Origin of the sequence: Chitinophaga sp. Ak27, from assembly GCF_012726295.1 — a bacterium.
Classification (GTDB): Bacteria; Bacteroidota; Bacteroidia; order Chitinophagales; family Chitinophagaceae; genus Chitinophaga.
Map to the genome: position 1 here is coordinate 127,031 of NZ_JABAOB010000002.1, position 15,427 is coordinate 142,457.

General features: G+C 47.5%; 11 protein-coding genes. 9 read left to right on the forward strand and 2 right to left on the reverse strand.

Annotation, left to right across the window (positions count from 1 at the left end; all coding sequences use genetic code 11):
• Window positions 1–32: 32 nt before the first annotated feature.
• Window positions 33–1,469 (reverse strand): hypothetical protein, encoded by a 1,437-nt coding sequence (locus tag HGH90_RS08420; protein ID WP_169190855.1) that lies wholly within the window; start codon window positions 1,467–1,469, stop codon window positions 33–35.
• 252 nt (window positions 1,470–1,721) lie between these two features.
• On the opposite strand from HGH90_RS08420, the gene HGH90_RS08425 reads away from it, so the two are divergent.
• The 9 genes from HGH90_RS08425 (at window position 1,722) to HGH90_RS08465 (ending at window position 14,791) form a co-directional block, all read left to right on the forward strand.
• Window positions 1,722–2,288, forward strand: a complete 567-nt coding sequence (locus HGH90_RS08425) for an RNA polymerase sigma factor (RefSeq protein WP_168764433.1) — start codon at window positions 1,722–1,724, stop codon at window positions 2,286–2,288.
• Between the two features lie 94 nt (window positions 2,289–2,382).
• Window positions 2,383–3,579: a FecR domain-containing protein gene (locus tag HGH90_RS08430; RefSeq protein ID WP_169190856.1), complete on the forward strand. Its 1,197-nt coding sequence runs from the start codon at window positions 2,383–2,385 to the stop codon at window positions 3,577–3,579.
• Between the two features lie 190 nt (window positions 3,580–3,769).
• On the forward strand, window positions 3,770–7,195 hold the full coding sequence (locus HGH90_RS08435; protein ID WP_169190857.1) for a SusC/RagA family TonB-linked outer membrane protein: 3,426 nt from the start codon (window positions 3,770–3,772) through the stop codon (window positions 7,193–7,195).
• Between the two features lie 17 nt (window positions 7,196–7,212).
• The gene (locus HGH90_RS08440; RefSeq protein WP_169190858.1) at window positions 7,213–9,090 is read left to right on the forward strand and encodes a RagB/SusD family nutrient uptake outer membrane protein; all 1,878 of its coding nucleotides are present in this window, start codon (window positions 7,213–7,215) and stop codon (window positions 9,088–9,090) included.
• A gap of 195 nt (window positions 9,091–9,285) precedes the next feature.
• The gene (locus HGH90_RS08445; RefSeq protein ID WP_169190859.1) at window positions 9,286–10,281 is read left to right on the forward strand and encodes a phytanoyl-CoA dioxygenase family protein; all 996 of its coding nucleotides are present in this window, start codon (window positions 9,286–9,288) and stop codon (window positions 10,279–10,281) included.
• A gap of 65 nt (window positions 10,282–10,346) precedes the next feature.
• Window positions 10,347–11,501 (forward strand): substrate-binding domain-containing protein, encoded by a 1,155-nt coding sequence (locus HGH90_RS08450; RefSeq protein WP_168764428.1) that lies wholly within the window; start codon window positions 10,347–10,349, stop codon window positions 11,499–11,501.
• Window positions 11,502–11,693: 192 nt separating this feature from the next.
• On the forward strand, window positions 11,694–11,843 hold the full coding sequence (locus HGH90_RS08455) for a hypothetical protein (RefSeq protein WP_168764427.1): 150 nt from the start codon (window positions 11,694–11,696) through the stop codon (window positions 11,841–11,843).
• The gene (locus tag HGH90_RS08460) at window positions 11,806–12,612 is read left to right on the forward strand and encodes a sugar phosphate isomerase/epimerase family protein (protein WP_169190860.1); all 807 of its coding nucleotides are present in this window, start codon (window positions 11,806–11,808) and stop codon (window positions 12,610–12,612) included. The genes HGH90_RS08455 and HGH90_RS08460 overlap by 38 nt, the downstream gene beginning before the upstream one ends.
• Window positions 12,613–12,877: 265 nt before the next feature.
• Window positions 12,878–14,791, forward strand: coding sequence for a right-handed parallel beta-helix repeat-containing protein (locus tag HGH90_RS08465; protein ID WP_169190861.1), 1,914 nt, complete (start codon window positions 12,878–12,880; stop codon window positions 14,789–14,791).
• Here the strand turns inward: HGH90_RS08465 and HGH90_RS08470 are convergent.
• The gene (locus HGH90_RS08470) at window positions 14,778–15,233 is read right to left on the reverse strand and encodes an AraC family ligand binding domain-containing protein (protein WP_169190862.1); all 456 of its coding nucleotides are present in this window, start codon (window positions 15,231–15,233) and stop codon (window positions 14,778–14,780) included. The genes HGH90_RS08465 and HGH90_RS08470 overlap by 14 nt on opposite strands.
• Window positions 15,234–15,427: the final 194 nt, after the last annotated feature.

The following is a 15,427-nucleotide window of genomic DNA, read 5'->3' on the forward strand; positions in this document are numbered from 1 at the left end:
GGTATTTTTTGTTCAGTCAGCAGCGTAAAATATTAGTGGATAACTACCACCGCAGCATTTCCCCTGGGCACATTCACAATGAAGTTGCCATTCGCCGGGTTATATATTGTCGGGCTTGAAGGCGTAAATTTGCCATTCGCATCCGGTTGACTACCCGCAAAGGTGACGCCATCGGTTGAAGTGATGCCGGGAGCGGTGAGTATAAACACTTGTGCGGTAGCGGCTTTTATGCCGGGTGTGATCGTGAAGGATATATCCTGGTTTTCTTCCTTATTGATCAATGTAACATATTCGGTGCTGGCATCTTTACAGGCATATGCGCTCGCATTAAGTTGCCCGGTGTTGACATCGGTGGGAACCAGATTCCCGTGTGCAGCCTGGTGGAAAGCCAGCATGGCATAATATTCCGGGCGTGCCACGGGCATACCGTTCGCCATGGCAATAGGGGTATAGGCGCCGCCGGTGCCACCATGGAAGTTGATGCCCTGCCCATTATATTTTGCTACGGTCCACATATAATCCAATGCCCATAGTGCCGAGGCGAATATATCACTCACTCCTTTTCTCCCACCGGAATAAATGCTGTTACACTCGGAAATGCGGTATGGCAGCGAATAAGGCTGTGCGCTGTTTTTAAGTGCCATGAGGTATACAGGCAGCTTAGTGTCCGATGCTAGTATGGTATGATAGGTGATGCTACTGTCAGAACCGGGACCGGTAACATAATAGTGACCATCGAGGAGGCGGATGTTTTGATGTTCGGCTATGGCGAAGCTGTTGATCCAGGCAGTTTTGTAGGCTACATCGGGTCCTGCAAAAGGAACTGCGGGCAGTGCATTGCGTACTGCCTGAAAGTATTGGTTCCATTCCTGCTGGTAATTGGTGTATTGATAAGTGGCGTCGCGGTGGCCGTTCCTGCTGAAAAGATCTGTTTCATTGCCTGTTTGAAGGGCCAGCAGGTTGCCGCCCAGCGCCTGGCTCACGTAACTTGCTTCTGTGGCAGCTCTTTCGGGGTCATATATGCCCAGGTTAAGACCAAAGAGCACTGGCCAGCCGGTGGCTTTGGCAAAGGCAGCAAAGCGGTCGATATCGGTGGTGGAGACGGAGTCCTTGCCGGTGACCGCGGTGCGCGCCATATTGGTCCAAACAAGACGGTCGCTGCTGTTGCCACCTACCCGGATCACCCCATTACCGAGATTGCGGATCAGCTGTACCAGCACGGTATTGGATGGGGTGAGAAAAGTGCTGTCTGGCAATATGCCGGTTTCGTAACTGAAGCCTAAAAAAGATGTTGAAACAGGAATGCCGGTTTCATTGGGATGTACAATTACTGTTGCCGGAGTACCTTTTGCTTGCGCCGGCGGCAAAGCGGATAAGGCGGTATCGCTCTTTTTGCTACAGCCGGCAGCGATTAAACTTCCTGCTACAGCCATGATAACAAACTTACCGGGTGAAAGAAATATGCTCATATTACGATTCAATTTGCTTGATAGTAAAGACAATGTGGCCGCCGGGAGGTTTAATGTCGTACAAAGTTATACCCAGTATAAGGCAATATGCCCCCTTGAGTATATAGCCTTCTTTACATAAATGACGCTAATGGCGAAAGAAATCCCGGTATGCAAAAAAAGCACCGGTTATTGTCAAATTAGCTGAAGTCTTGAGCCGCATAATTTTCCTAGATTTAATTATCGCAATATCTATGATCAATCATCAACGAGATGGAATGTGCCAATGACTATAATGAGCAAGCACTACTCACCATGGTTGCCCAAGGCAACGAGTTGGCATTCCTGAAATTATTCAACCATAATAAGGGTAAAGTTTACACGGTTTTATTGTCGATTACCCATTCATCGGTACATGCCGAAGAATTACTGCAGGATGTTTTTATCGTTTTATGGAAAAGGCGGGATCGCCTGTCACAGATAGCTTGTTTTCAATCCTATCTTTTTATTATTACCCGCAACAAGGCCTATAAAGCACTCAGGCAAATAGCGCAGGAGCGGCTTACTTCCCGGGAGCTTCAGCCGGAGGAGCTACATCACAATGATGTGATGGAAACAATATTTGCATCAGAAGAACGGCAGTTACTTCAGCAAGCTGTCAGCAGTCTGTCGCCCCAGCAACAGCAGGTATATCAGCTCGTGAAAATAGATGGCTTATCGAGAGAGCAATCGGCTCATGTGCTGCAAATAAAGCCAGAAACGGTGAAGGCCCATCTTGCTAAAGCAGTGAAGCTGGTGAGAGCATATTGCCGTGCAGGTCTCCGGTTATTCACTTTATAATCTTCTCTTCTTTTTAAATAAAATTATTTTCCACAGCGCTAACCCGTTTTGTTTTTCCCCCTACTCTTTACTATTAATAATGCTTTTTACGATCATGCAACAAGAAAGGCTACAATATCTTTTTGACCGTTATATAAGACGCGAGGCAAGCGAAAGGGAAGAGAATGAGCTAATGGAGATGGTGGTACAACCAGCTAATAAGGGGCTGTTGATGAAGCTGTTGCAGGCCTCTATGTACGAAGAACTGCCGCTCGCTGTTCCGTCGGATGCGGTGGAAGAGGCACTACTGGCCTTTATCCGGGAAGAGCATGTTAACCGGCGGAGTGGTGGGGTGCACGGGCGTTGGTGGATGGTGGCCGCAGCAAGTATTGTCGTATTGCTCACAACCTTTTTTCTTTTCCAACACCGGCGTCATTCCTCTATCACGGAACATGAGCTGGCATTGGCAGATGTGCCTGCCGGGCATGCCGGCGCGGTGCTTACCCTGGGAAATGGAAAGGTAATACAGCTGGATGCCGCCGGCAACGGGGCGTTGGCAGCGCAGGGCAAAGTGACGATCAGCAAGTCGGCAGATGTGGTGAGCTATACATCATCAGGCCATGAAAGTGGACCGGTAGTATATAATACCTTGAGTACGCCGAGGGGCCGGCATATGTCCATCGTATTGGCAGATGGTACCCAGGTATGGCTGAATGCTGCCAGCAGCATACGTTTTCCGTCAGCGTTTACCAGTAAGGAACGTCATGTGGAGGTAACGGGAGAAGTTTATTTTGAAGTGGCGAAGGCATCTACACCCGATGGAAATCGCCGGCTGCCGTTTACGGTGACTGCGCGCGATATGACGATAGAGGTACTGGGCACACATTTTAACGTAAACGCCTATACAGACGAGCCCTTTGCATCAACTACCTTGCTGGAGGGCGCCGTAAAGGTGAGGAAAGAAGGAGAGGAGGTAGGCCTGGTACCGGGGCAACAGTCGGTAATGGGTCAAGATGGTCATCTTACAGTAAATAAACACGTGAACACAGCAGAAATAATGGCCTGGAAAGAAGGGTATTTTCATTTTGAGAGCACTACGCTGGCGGCTGCGCTTCGCCAGTTTTCGAGATGGTATGATGTGGATATTGTGGTGGAAGGAACCGTGCCGGAAGACAAGATTTTTGCCATTATAAAGCGCAGCAACAGTTTAGCAACGGTGCTGAAAGCCTTGCAAACTACCAATACTCATTTCAAAATAGAGGAAGGGCCAGTCACCGGCACAGGAAAGAAATTAATTATCACTATGCAATAATTATTATTACCACGTTATCATGTCCAAAAAAAACCAGGAGTGGCCTTAACACTCCTGGCGTAAGATGGGCTTTAAATACAGTGTCAACCAAATTTATAAACCCAAACATTGCAAAGCTATGCAATTAATTCCTATTTACATTTTATCAAACCAAAGGGCGCTCGGGCCCACTCAAAAATTTTTGAGGATCATGAAAGTAACCGCGTTCCTAATACTCTGTATAGGCTTGCAATCGGCTGTTGCAAGTACGAACGGGCAGAATGTTACCATGTCGGTCAAAGATATGCCAGCAAAAGAAGTTTTTCGTGAGATACAGCAGCAAACCGGTAAGAGCCTGGTGGTAAGCGAAGAGGCGCTTTCAAAGATCGGCAGGCTTACACTGGACGTAAAAAATCAGCCGGTAGAGAAGGTGCTGGAGCTATGTCTGAAAAAAGACCGTTTTACGTATAGTGATATCGACGGGATCATTGCTATTGCGGTAAAGTCGGCCCCGGCGCTGCCAAAGAACGTTGCACCGGTGGTGGATACGCCGGGGATGGTAGTCACCGGCCGGGTGGTAGATGCCGGCGGTAACCCGCTTCCGGGCGCATCGGTATCGAAGGAAGGCTCCCATGATGGTACCGCCACGGATGCCAACGGCGCTTTCCGGTTGAGAATACCGGCTGGTAACGCGGTATTAGTGGTGAGCTATATTGGGTATCAATCAACCCGTGTGAACGTTACTAAAGCCGGTTTCCAGGTCATCACCCTTAAGCCTGCCGAAGCTAGAGTAGATGAAGTAGTGGTAGTGGGATATGGTACCCAGAAAAAGGCCAGTCTTACCTCGGCGGTCAGCACGGTGAATGCAAAAGAAATGACAAATATTGCCACGTCCAACCTGTCAAATGTATTGGCAGGACGGGCTTCCGGTACCTTCGTGCAAACGGGTACAGGTATACCGGGTAAGGCTTCCATCGTACGTATCCGCTCCTCTTCTTCCTGGAACAGCGCAGGCCCGTTGATTGTAATTGACGGTATTGTACGTGACCAGGTGGCATTTGATGCCCTGGACCCGAACCAGGTACAAACGATCACCATCCTGAAAGATGCAGCATCAGCAGCTATTTACGGCTCCCGCTCCTCCGACGGAGTATTGCTGGTAACTACCAAGACGGGGAAATCAGGCAAGTCCACTGTTCAGTTCAATTCCGTATTCGGCGTATACAGCAAGCCGGAAATAGATGTGAAATACCTGGGCATGGACGAAAGTATGGACATGTATAACTCCACACATACAGGTGCAGCTGATTTCCGCTACAACCAATATGACCGTGACTGGATACACCAGCATAATCCAAAGGGAAATCTGCACTATGATGAACTTTATCACAATCCTTTCAATCAACGTCAGTCACTGAATATCTCAGGAGGGACTGACCGCGTAACTTACTTTATCGGTGGTACTTTCTATGATGAAAAGGGGTTCCTGCCACAGTTGTCTTACCAGAAATATAATCTGCGGAGCAATGTACAGGTGGCCGTTACCAGGGACCTCTCCCTGGGGCTAAACCTGAGCTATAATAATGGGCAACGGCGTAGCATACCAGGCCAGACCGATGATTTATCCGGTTTGTATGAAAAGTTGAAATATATCATGCCGCCTACCACTTATGCATATATCGATGGTAAACCGATGTCGCCCAACTGGGTCACTAACCCGGTGGAGTTCATCAAGAATGGCGGGTATCAACGTACCACCCGGCAGTATATGGATGGTATTATCAACCTGGAATACAAGGTGCCCTTTATCAAAGGGCTTTCATTAAAAGGAGTGGTTGACCTGTATAATGGAAACGATTTTTCTAAAGCATATGCAATACAACCTTTATTGTACCAGTTCAAGTTAGATCCCAAAAGCGGTATACAGCAGCTTTATACCAATGAGGTAATTGGCACGAGGTTGTCCACCTCGCCAGCACAACCTTATGTGGGCAACGAAAATGGGAAGACCAATTCTTACCAGCTAAATGCCATTGCTAATTATGAGACACATTTCGGTAAGCATAACCTCCATGTTACGGGTGTTTACGAACAGTCTGACGGATATTATACTTATTCCAGCATTTATAAATATAATTTCCCGGTATATACTACGGATCAATTTCCCTTTGCCAGCCGCGCTTCCGGCGATACCAAGGCAGATGGTTTTGAAAATTACCTGGATGCGCGTGTATCTTACGTGGGTAGGGTGAATTACGACTATGGCCACAAGTACCTGGTATCAGCTTCCGTGCGTGCTGATGGCTCTTCCAAATTTTCGAAAGATAAACGCTGGGGATATTTCCCAGCAGCTTCTTTAGGCTGGGTATTGTCTGAAGAAAATTTCATGTCTGGTTTGAAAAGAAGTGGCGTGGATATGCTGAAACTGCGTGCATCCTACGGATCCACTGGTAATGACAATATTCCCGCCTGGCTGTTCAAGGAGATATATAATGCGTCTTCCACACCATTTTACCTGGGCGATCCGGCTTCCCTGAAATCTATCCTTGCCTATAACGGTATTGCACAAACGAACTATACCTGGGAAGGGGCCAAATCTTATAATGCCGGTGTAGACCTGAACTATAGGCAACATTGGAGTGCGGTATTTGACGTATGGACTAAAAATACTTTTAACATTCTTGGACAACGCATACTGGAGACCCCGGTGGAATTTGGTTCCAGCTACCCGATAGAGAACTATGGCAGGATGAGCGCCAAAGGGATGGACATCGAGTTGGGATATATCAATGGAAAAATAGGAAAAGATTTCACCTTCGACGTAAAAGCCAATTTTGGATTGGCCACTACCAAAGTACTGGTAAAGGATAAAGCCTTGGGTGCTACTCCGGCGGAAGATCCTGTTGGTAAGCCATTGAACTACCAGGTAGGATACCAGACCTCCGGCATTTTGCGCACCGATGCTGATATATCCGCTCTCCCCGCCGGCTATACGATCTTTGGTGTAAAGCCGGAGAAAGGAATGATGAACTTTGTTGATGTAAGCGGCCCTGGTGGAAAGCCAGATGGGATAATAGACAGTTATGATAAAGTGGTGGTAGCGAAATATTCCAATGCACCGATCCTGGGCAGCCCCAGTAACGGAGGTGCCCCCCAGTCCAATAACGCACCTATCTCTTATGGGCTTAATATTAATCTCGAATACAAGGGCTTCCGCCTGAACCTACTGTTCGCCGGTCTGGCGGGTTACAAGGTGATCTATAATGACCCATGGGGCAGAAACGGTGGTCAGATTCCATACCCTGCGTATTATGCGGATTCCTATTCCGATAGTAATCCAAATGGTAAATTCCCGAAACTGTACAACTCCAGCGGCAATCAACGCCAGGACTATTCCGTAGTGTCATCCCTGAATATATTCAGCGGTGATTTTATCCGTCTCAAAAATCTGAACCTCTCGTATGATTTCTCTCAAACATTGTTAAAAAGGAGTGGCTTAAGCTCAGCGCAGGTATTTGCCGGGGCTACCAATCTCTTCTGCCTGAGAAAGTTCAAATTGTATGATCCGGAAGTGTATTCCTATGGCAGTTATCCGATTATGACGAATGTTACCCTGGGCTTTAACGTACAGTTCTAATGCTAAAAAGTGCAACCATGAAACGCAATACTTTAAAATATACACTATCAGCCATCCTGGTACTTGCAAGCTTTGCCAGCTGCCGGAAAATATTGGAAAGAGATCCGCTGAATGCCCTTACCAACGAACAGGTATGGGGATCCGAGCGGGCCGCAACAGCTTACCTTGATACCGTTTACTATGACCTGATGCCTTGCTGGCCGTATGGGATGGGAAATCCCGGAGGTTGTTCCCGGGTATATAATAACTGGTTCTGGGACGGCTGGGTAAAGAACTGGCAGTTTGTAAATTTTGGTACCGGTAATGGTACCGATGAGGCGATATCTCCACACCGTTATTCAGATAAAGTATTGTTGGGTACCGCCACGTACGACTGGCTGGAAAACTACGATAATGCAGCTGCCGGCGTGCGCCTGAACTGGGCCGTAAATACCTTCGGGGATATCCGTACGTGCAACAATGTACTCGCCAACATCGACAAGGCCACCTTTGCTCAGCAGTCGAAAGATCAGATAAAAGGACAGGCATTGTTCTGGCGTGCCTGGGCTTATTATAAGCTCGTGAAAGATGTAGGCGGCGTGCCCCTGATACTGACACCACAAGCCGCAGTGAGCGATCTTTCGCAGGTGCAAATGCCACGTAACAAGACTTCAGAATGCGTGAAGCAGATATTGAAAGACCTCGACGATGCCATTGGCATGCTGCCAGACAGCTGGAAAGGCGCTGACGTAGGACGGATCGACAAAGGAATAGCGATGGCTTTTAAGGGCAGGGTATTATTGTTTTTTGCCAGCCCGTTGTTTAATGGGTTGAATGGGATAGCCACCTGGCAAATGGCCTATGACGCCAACCTGGCGGCTAAAAATTTCCTCGCAGGAGTAGGAAAAGGATTGTACCCGGTGTATGGTGATATCTGGAATACAGAGATGAACAAGGAGCAGGTAATGGTACGCCGCTTCACTTTCCCTGATGCATTTTATGCAGCGCCGGGAAATGCGCCACTGCGCTATTCGGCAGATGATTGGGACAATGACGCGCCATCCCTGGAACTGGTAAATGCTTTCCCGATGAAGAATGGTAGCCGCTTCGTACCGTCAGATGCCAATTATCCAACTTTCTTCCAGAACAGGGACGATCGCTTCTACGCTACTATCTATTATAACGGAGCCCCGGTGCAGTTTACGCCCAAAATGGCCGCCAAGAATGAATACTACTGGACGTATTTGACCAATCCCACTTTTACGCCAGCAGGTGGCGTAACAGGTACCCTGAATTCCATTGTGACCGATGGCAATTGGATAGGTCAGGGTATGGGTGAGCTCAACTGTTTTTTCCTGAAATTGAAAGGGGTAGACAGGCATGCGGCGAATGTAGAACAGTCGGACGTAGATTGGCCGGAAATACGTTATGCCGAAGTGCTGATGAACTACGGAGAGGCGGCCAATGAGCTGGGCAAAACCAATGAGGCATTACAGGTACTGTATGATATCCGGCAGCGTGCCGGCATTTCCCAGGGAACAGGCAGCTATGGCATTACCGCCGCCAGCACCGACGATATCCGTAAAGCTTACCAGGATGAACGTTTCGTGGAGTTTGCTTTTGAAGGCAAACGTTGGGATGATCTTCGCCGTTGGAAAAGATTTGACCTGCTGAGAGGCAAGCAGCGGCATGGCCTGGCTATTACGCTGAAGCCGGGTGAGGCCGATCCCGCGCCGATGGCAGATATCAATAAAGTATACAATAAGTTTAACTATACGGTGATTACTACAGATAAAGATAATCTGGCTATTCCCGATAAGATGTACATATACGGATTGCCGTACAGCTTTTTGTCGAGAAACCCGAAGTTACAGCAGAATATGATGTGGGGGGGCACGTTTGATCCGTTTCAATAAGTTTAGATCAATAATCGGTAGTTAATAGAATGAAAAGGGCCTCCCGTTTCCCGGGAGGCCTGGCAATTGAGGGGCGATTTGCAAAACATGGGTTAAGTTCGCAAAACGACAGTTTTTTTTCGCAAACCGACAAGTTGGATACTTGCGTTTTCGGATATATTGCTGTAATACTTTTAACATCCACCAAACTACGTTATGAAAATAGATGCATCCACATTATCATTTGATTTGGCAGACCACGGAGGTCCTGTTGGAGACCTCTTTCCTCAGCCGGTGCGTGCGGAGGATTGGGAACAGTATATCCTCAGCGAAGCGCAGGTGCGTGCGTTCCAGGAAGATGGATATATCTCCGGCATTCCTTTACTCACTGGTGAACAGGTAGATGTGCTGAATAAAGAGTTGGAAAGATTACAGATGCCGGATGAGAAGGAGAAGGCGTTGTTCTTTCATTATGAAAGCAATGAATCAGAAGATCCGGACAAGGTGCTTTTTCATGCGATTGGCGGATGGCGCGTTACACCCGGGTTTCACGACCTGATCTGGAGCCCTGCTTACCGGATGGCGGCATATCAGCTACTGGGGGCGCCTTTCCGGCTGTTTCACGACCAGTTGTTCTGCAAACCTGCAAAGCACGGCGGTGTAGTAGCCTGGCACCAGGATTTCTCTTACTGGACTTTCACCAAACCAATGCATCATCTTACCTGCTGGATTGGATTGGATGACGCTACCACAGAGAATGGTTGTTTGTATTATGTGCCGGGTAGTCACCGGTGGGGGCTGCTGCCCATCACCGGATTAACGGGCGATATGGACGCAGTGCGGAATGTGTTGAGCGCAGAACAGGTAACTGTTTTCGATAAAAAAGTAGCCAATGCACTACCCAGGGGATATGCCAGTTTTCATCATCCGTTAATGATGCATGGTTCGTATGCGAATGATTCAGCGCGCCCGAGGCGCGCCATTGTGCTTAATGCCATGTCGGACGGCACCCTGAGTAATATAGAAAATTATGAACGGCAGGAAGCATTGCGGCATTTCCCGCCCATGCCACAGGATATAGCGCTGACCAGCAAGCATTTTCCACTGTTGTTTGAGGCGAGTGGTGAGCTGGCATCTTTACTGCGCGCGATACCGAAGGTGGATGCAGCTGCACTGTACCCCTGTAAGCATAATAGAGTGCCTCTCCCGTGAAGGGCTTCCGGAAGTTGAGTGATGTTTGGTGTGTTTAGATTATGATGTTATCAATTAACAAAAAGGTGAACAATAAGCAGAAAGTAGCGGTGTTGCTGGATGTTTCCAGGGCTTACGACCGGGATATCCTGGCCGGCATTGCCGATTTTAATAAGATTCATGATAAGTTCCTCTTCTTTTTCTTCTCTCCGAAATTTATCCATGCAGATCATCAGCATCGCCTGATTGAGCGCGTGAAGGCATGGAAACCTGATGGCATCATCACAAGGGAGATAGAAGGTATTAAGAGCTTATTTCGGTTGAAGGTACCCCTGATCATATTGCCACATACCAGTCCTTATGAAGAGCAGGTGAATGTATGGGGCGATAACTATGCTGTTGGTGAGATGGCGGCCAGGTATTTCATCCCGAAGGGTTACAGGAATTTTGCATTCCTGGGCTTCAAGGATTTCCAGTGGTCGCAGGAGCGGGAAGCCGCTTATGTGAAATGTGTTGAAAATGTTGGCTATGATGTGCATCGCTTTAATTTCGATAATACCCATTTGCTATGGGAAGATCTACCTGGTAAACTGGCGAAATGGTTGACCAGATTGCCCCGGCCCTGTGCGGTTTTTTCTGTCACGGATGAGCTGAGCACCCAATTGCTGGAAGCGGCCAAAACGTTGGGGATGCGGGTGCCAGACGACCTGGCTATCCTCGGAGTCGACAACGATGAAATGATCTGTGAACTATCGAGTCCTACTTTATCCAGTATTAACCATAGCGCGAGGTCGGCAGGTACGCAGGCAGCAATGGCATTGAACCGGTGGATAGAGTATCATGAAAAACCTGCAGACATCATTGCTGTGAAACCAGCGACTATCATGGCCAGAAGCTCCACCAACGCGATGGCGGTAGATGATGAGCAGGTACGGATCGCCCTGCACTATATTGCCAATGCCGCACCAGTGGAAGATATAATGGTAGCAGATGTAGTAAAGACCACTACACTGTCAAGACGCGCATTGGAGAAAAAGTTTCAGCTGTTATTACAGAGCTCCATATTGGAAGAGATCAAAAAAGTACGGGTAGAGCGGATCAAGTATTTGCTGGATCATTCCACATTTACCGTACAACAGATTGCCTGTGAAATGAACTTCAGGAACCTGGATAATGTTACGCGGTATTTCCGGGAATATGTGGGTATTACTCCCAAAATGTATAAGCAACAATGCAGGTGAAATGGTGGTCGCAAATTGACAGTCTTTTTTCGTAAAATGACATTCTGCAAAGACATAGATTAGAATAACTTGCCGTTATACTTTGCGGTGATGCTTGCCGGTATTAACCTGGCGTACGGTTGTTTTATTCCTCGTTTTTGATAACAAACATTTGTTAATGGAAAACTGATTTCTCTCATCAACATAATTTTTATGAGCAGTGAACAAGCGTTTATACCGGCAGCAGGTATCAGCGAGGAAAATATTCTCTTTTATGCCACCAATGGCTACCTGGTAGCCCCCAATAAAAAATTTGTAGTACAACATGGCTATGCTGTTCTTTTGCCCGCGCTGGGGAAGTGAAGTTATTCCCTGGGAAGTGTTTCTTAAAAAAGTAAAAGAGGAGGGCTATGACGGCATTGAATACGGAATAGGGTTTAATATGTCGGAGCAGGCAATGGACCTGATTTGGAACCAGGCGGATAAAGCGGGGCTGAAAATTATCGCGCAACATTACGATACCAATGATGCTGATTTCTCCCGGCACTATGATAATTATTGTCAGTGGCTGGAAAAGCTGGCAGGATATCCCGTGATAAAGATCAACTCGCAGACAGGCAAGGATTATTTTTCCTTCGACCAGAACAAACAGCTGATTGATGTAGCCAATGCCTGTGGGCAGCCTATGGTGCATGAAACGCACCGCAACAAGTTTTCGTTTGCAGCGCACACCACAAAAATGTACCTGGAAAATATACCGGCATTGCGAATTACACTGGATGCCTCTCACTGGGTATGCGTGGCGGAGTCATTCCTTGGCGACCAGCCGGCTGCCATGCAACTGGCCATGGAACGTACGGATCATATCCACGCAAGGGTGGGGTATCCGGAAGGTCCGCAAGTCCCCGACCCCCGTATTGCCCAATGGGAATATGCCCTGAACAAGCATTTATCCTGGTGGGACGCTATTGTGGCCAGGATGCGGACGGAAGAAAAAATAGTGACTATTACTACCGAATTTGGCCCTTATCCCTATATGGTGCACGAACCCGCCACGGGTAAGCCGATAGCGGATCAATGGGAAGTGAACGCATATATGATGAGCCTGTTGAGAGCCAGGTATTTGTTGTAACAATGAATAGTTCACTATAATAAAAGATGATACCCCCGCGGATATTTATTCATGGGTTTTGTTTTCTGACATTGGACATATTGAAACGTGAAGGCATAAAATTTTTCTGGGTTTTAAATGAATTATAACGTGAATATAAAGAACCTCTTTTCCAGGAGGTTTACTGACTTTGGTTTGTGTTTAAATAGAGAACACAACGGACGTGGAAATAACGGGTTGTTCTCAGCCCGTGTTTTTTTAATTTTATAATAAGGAGACAGACACTATGAAGCATTTTTTTTGTTGGCTGATAGCCGTAATGATCAGCACCGTGGCTTTGGCGCAACAGCATGACAGGGAATACCATGTTTCCGTGAATGGAAATGACAGTAATGATGGTAGTTTGCAGCGCCCTTTTAAAACGATATCTGCGGCAGCCAGGATGGCTTTGCCAGGAGATGTGATCACTGTGCATGCCGGTGTATACCGCGAGCGGATCACACCACCGCGCGGAGGAGATTCCGATACTAAGCGTATTACCTACCAGGCAGCGAAGGGCGAGCTGGTAGAAATAAAAGGATCGGAGATCGTGAAAGGATGGAAGCGGGTACAAAACGACACATGGGAAGCTGTTGTCGCGAATGATTTTTTTGGCGGCTTCAATCCTTATAAGGAACAAATACATGGCGACTGGTTTACACCTACACCGAAGGATCGCCTATATCACCGCGGCGCCGTTTACTTCAATGGCAGCTGGTTGATGGAGGCAGCCAATTCTGAACAGGTGATGGCTGCTGCTGATGCTGGCAACCCGCTGTGGTGGGCAGCGGTAGACAGCGCTCATACTACTATCCGGGCACAATTCAAGGGCGCGGACCCTAACAATGCAGTAGTGGAGATTAATGTGCGGCCAGTAGTATTTTATCCCGACAAGCCCTTTATCAATTTCATTACAGTGCGTGGTTTTGTAATGGAGCAGGCAGCCACTAACTGGGCGCCGCCCACAGCAGAACAAATGGGCCTTATTGGCACACATTGGAGCCGGGGATGGATCATAGAAAATAACACCGTGCAATACTCCAAATGCGTTGGCATTGCCCTGGGTAAATATGGAGATGCATTTGACAATAAAGATACCGAATCGGCAGAAGGCTATGTTGGTACGATCAAACGCGGGCTTGCTTTTGGATGGAATAAAGGTACGATCGGTGGCCATATAGTGCGTAACAATACGGTGGCTTATTGTGAGCAAACAGGTATCGTAGGTAGCCTGGGATGCTCCTTCAGTGTTATTGAGCACAACACGATCCATGATATTCACGTGCATAAGCTGTTCACCGGTGCGGAAATGGCGGGTATTAAGTTTCACGGCGCCATAGATGTACAGATCACCAATAATCATATTTACAACACCAATATGGGTATCTGGCTCGACTGGATGGCGCAGGGAGTACAATTGCAGCGCAACCTGATGCACGATAACGGGCTCGATATTTTCCTGGAAGTGGATCACGGACCGATGTTGGTGGCCAATAATGTGTTGCTTTCTTCCACCAGTTTATTGATGAATTCCAGCGGTGCCGCTTTTGTACATAATATTTTCGCCGGTAAAATGGATGTGATCCATTACGATTCCAGGATGACACCTTTTATGATGCCGCATTCCACCTTTGTGACTGCACTGCACGATAACCCCGATGGCGATGTCCGGTTTATCAACAACCTGTTTGTAAATGGCAGTAACGCCAGTCAATACAGCAGTGCACTGTTACCAGTTACCTTCAATGGAAACGTATATACGAAAGGGGCAACAGGCATCATTAAGGATAAATTGAAAAAAGGATATGGTGAAATAGACCAGCAGGCGCAGCAGAAAATGCAACGGTACAAAGAAGCACCTGCAAAAGAAGAAAGAGCCGTGACTGACACGACATTCAACGCTCATACACGCCTGGTGAATGAGAAAGCCAGTATTTTCCTGGAAATAAATACGAATAAAAACTGGCTGAGTATAGATAGGGATATCGTCACAACAGAAGGGCTGGGGAAAACACTGATACCCGGCCTTTTCTTTGAAAACCCCGATGGCTCCCCGGTGAAGATCACTACAGATTATAACGGCAAGCAAAGGAATGTGCACCCTTCTCCCGGGCCTTTCGAGATGGGGGCAGGTGGTAAACTTCATTTTAAAGTATGGTAGACGAATCGTCAAAAAAACAACGTGAGCGGTAAGCTCTCAATAAATGCTGGCTGTCGAACGACTGCCGGCTTATTTCGCCCTTGATGCTATCGGTAAGATGCTGAAAGAGGGGGACATTTTTGGATTGTAAAGGCAGTATCGGCAATGAATCAGCGTTACCAAAGTAATAGAGCCGGTGGAGGAACAGGTGGTCTTTCAGGAACGTTTCCATAAATTCCCCTTCAAATATCACCATCCTGCAATCAGGTGTAGCCGGCACTTTCCATTGCCTGGGGCGGGAGGGGGGCAGGAATAATACCGAAGGGCTTTTGAAGTCCAGCTGACTGCCTTCAAATAGAATGGAGCCGTTGCCTTTCAGAAAAAAGTAGATCTCGTAGAAGGAGTGGCATGCAATTCTTTCAGTGCCAGGCTGCGGCCAGCTATTTCTGAGAGCTTGAGCCAATCTACCAGTAGCTCCTTTCCATATTTATATTTATGAAAGTGAAATTTTAACATAGTTTCTGTAAAAGAGCGCCAGGAATAATAGCAAGGGGCTAATTTCGTTAAAATTACCTCCCGGGCAAAATAACATTATATGACGCTGATCCCAGCAGATATCATCCGGGTGAAATGACCGCCATAGGTGATATGGCCAAT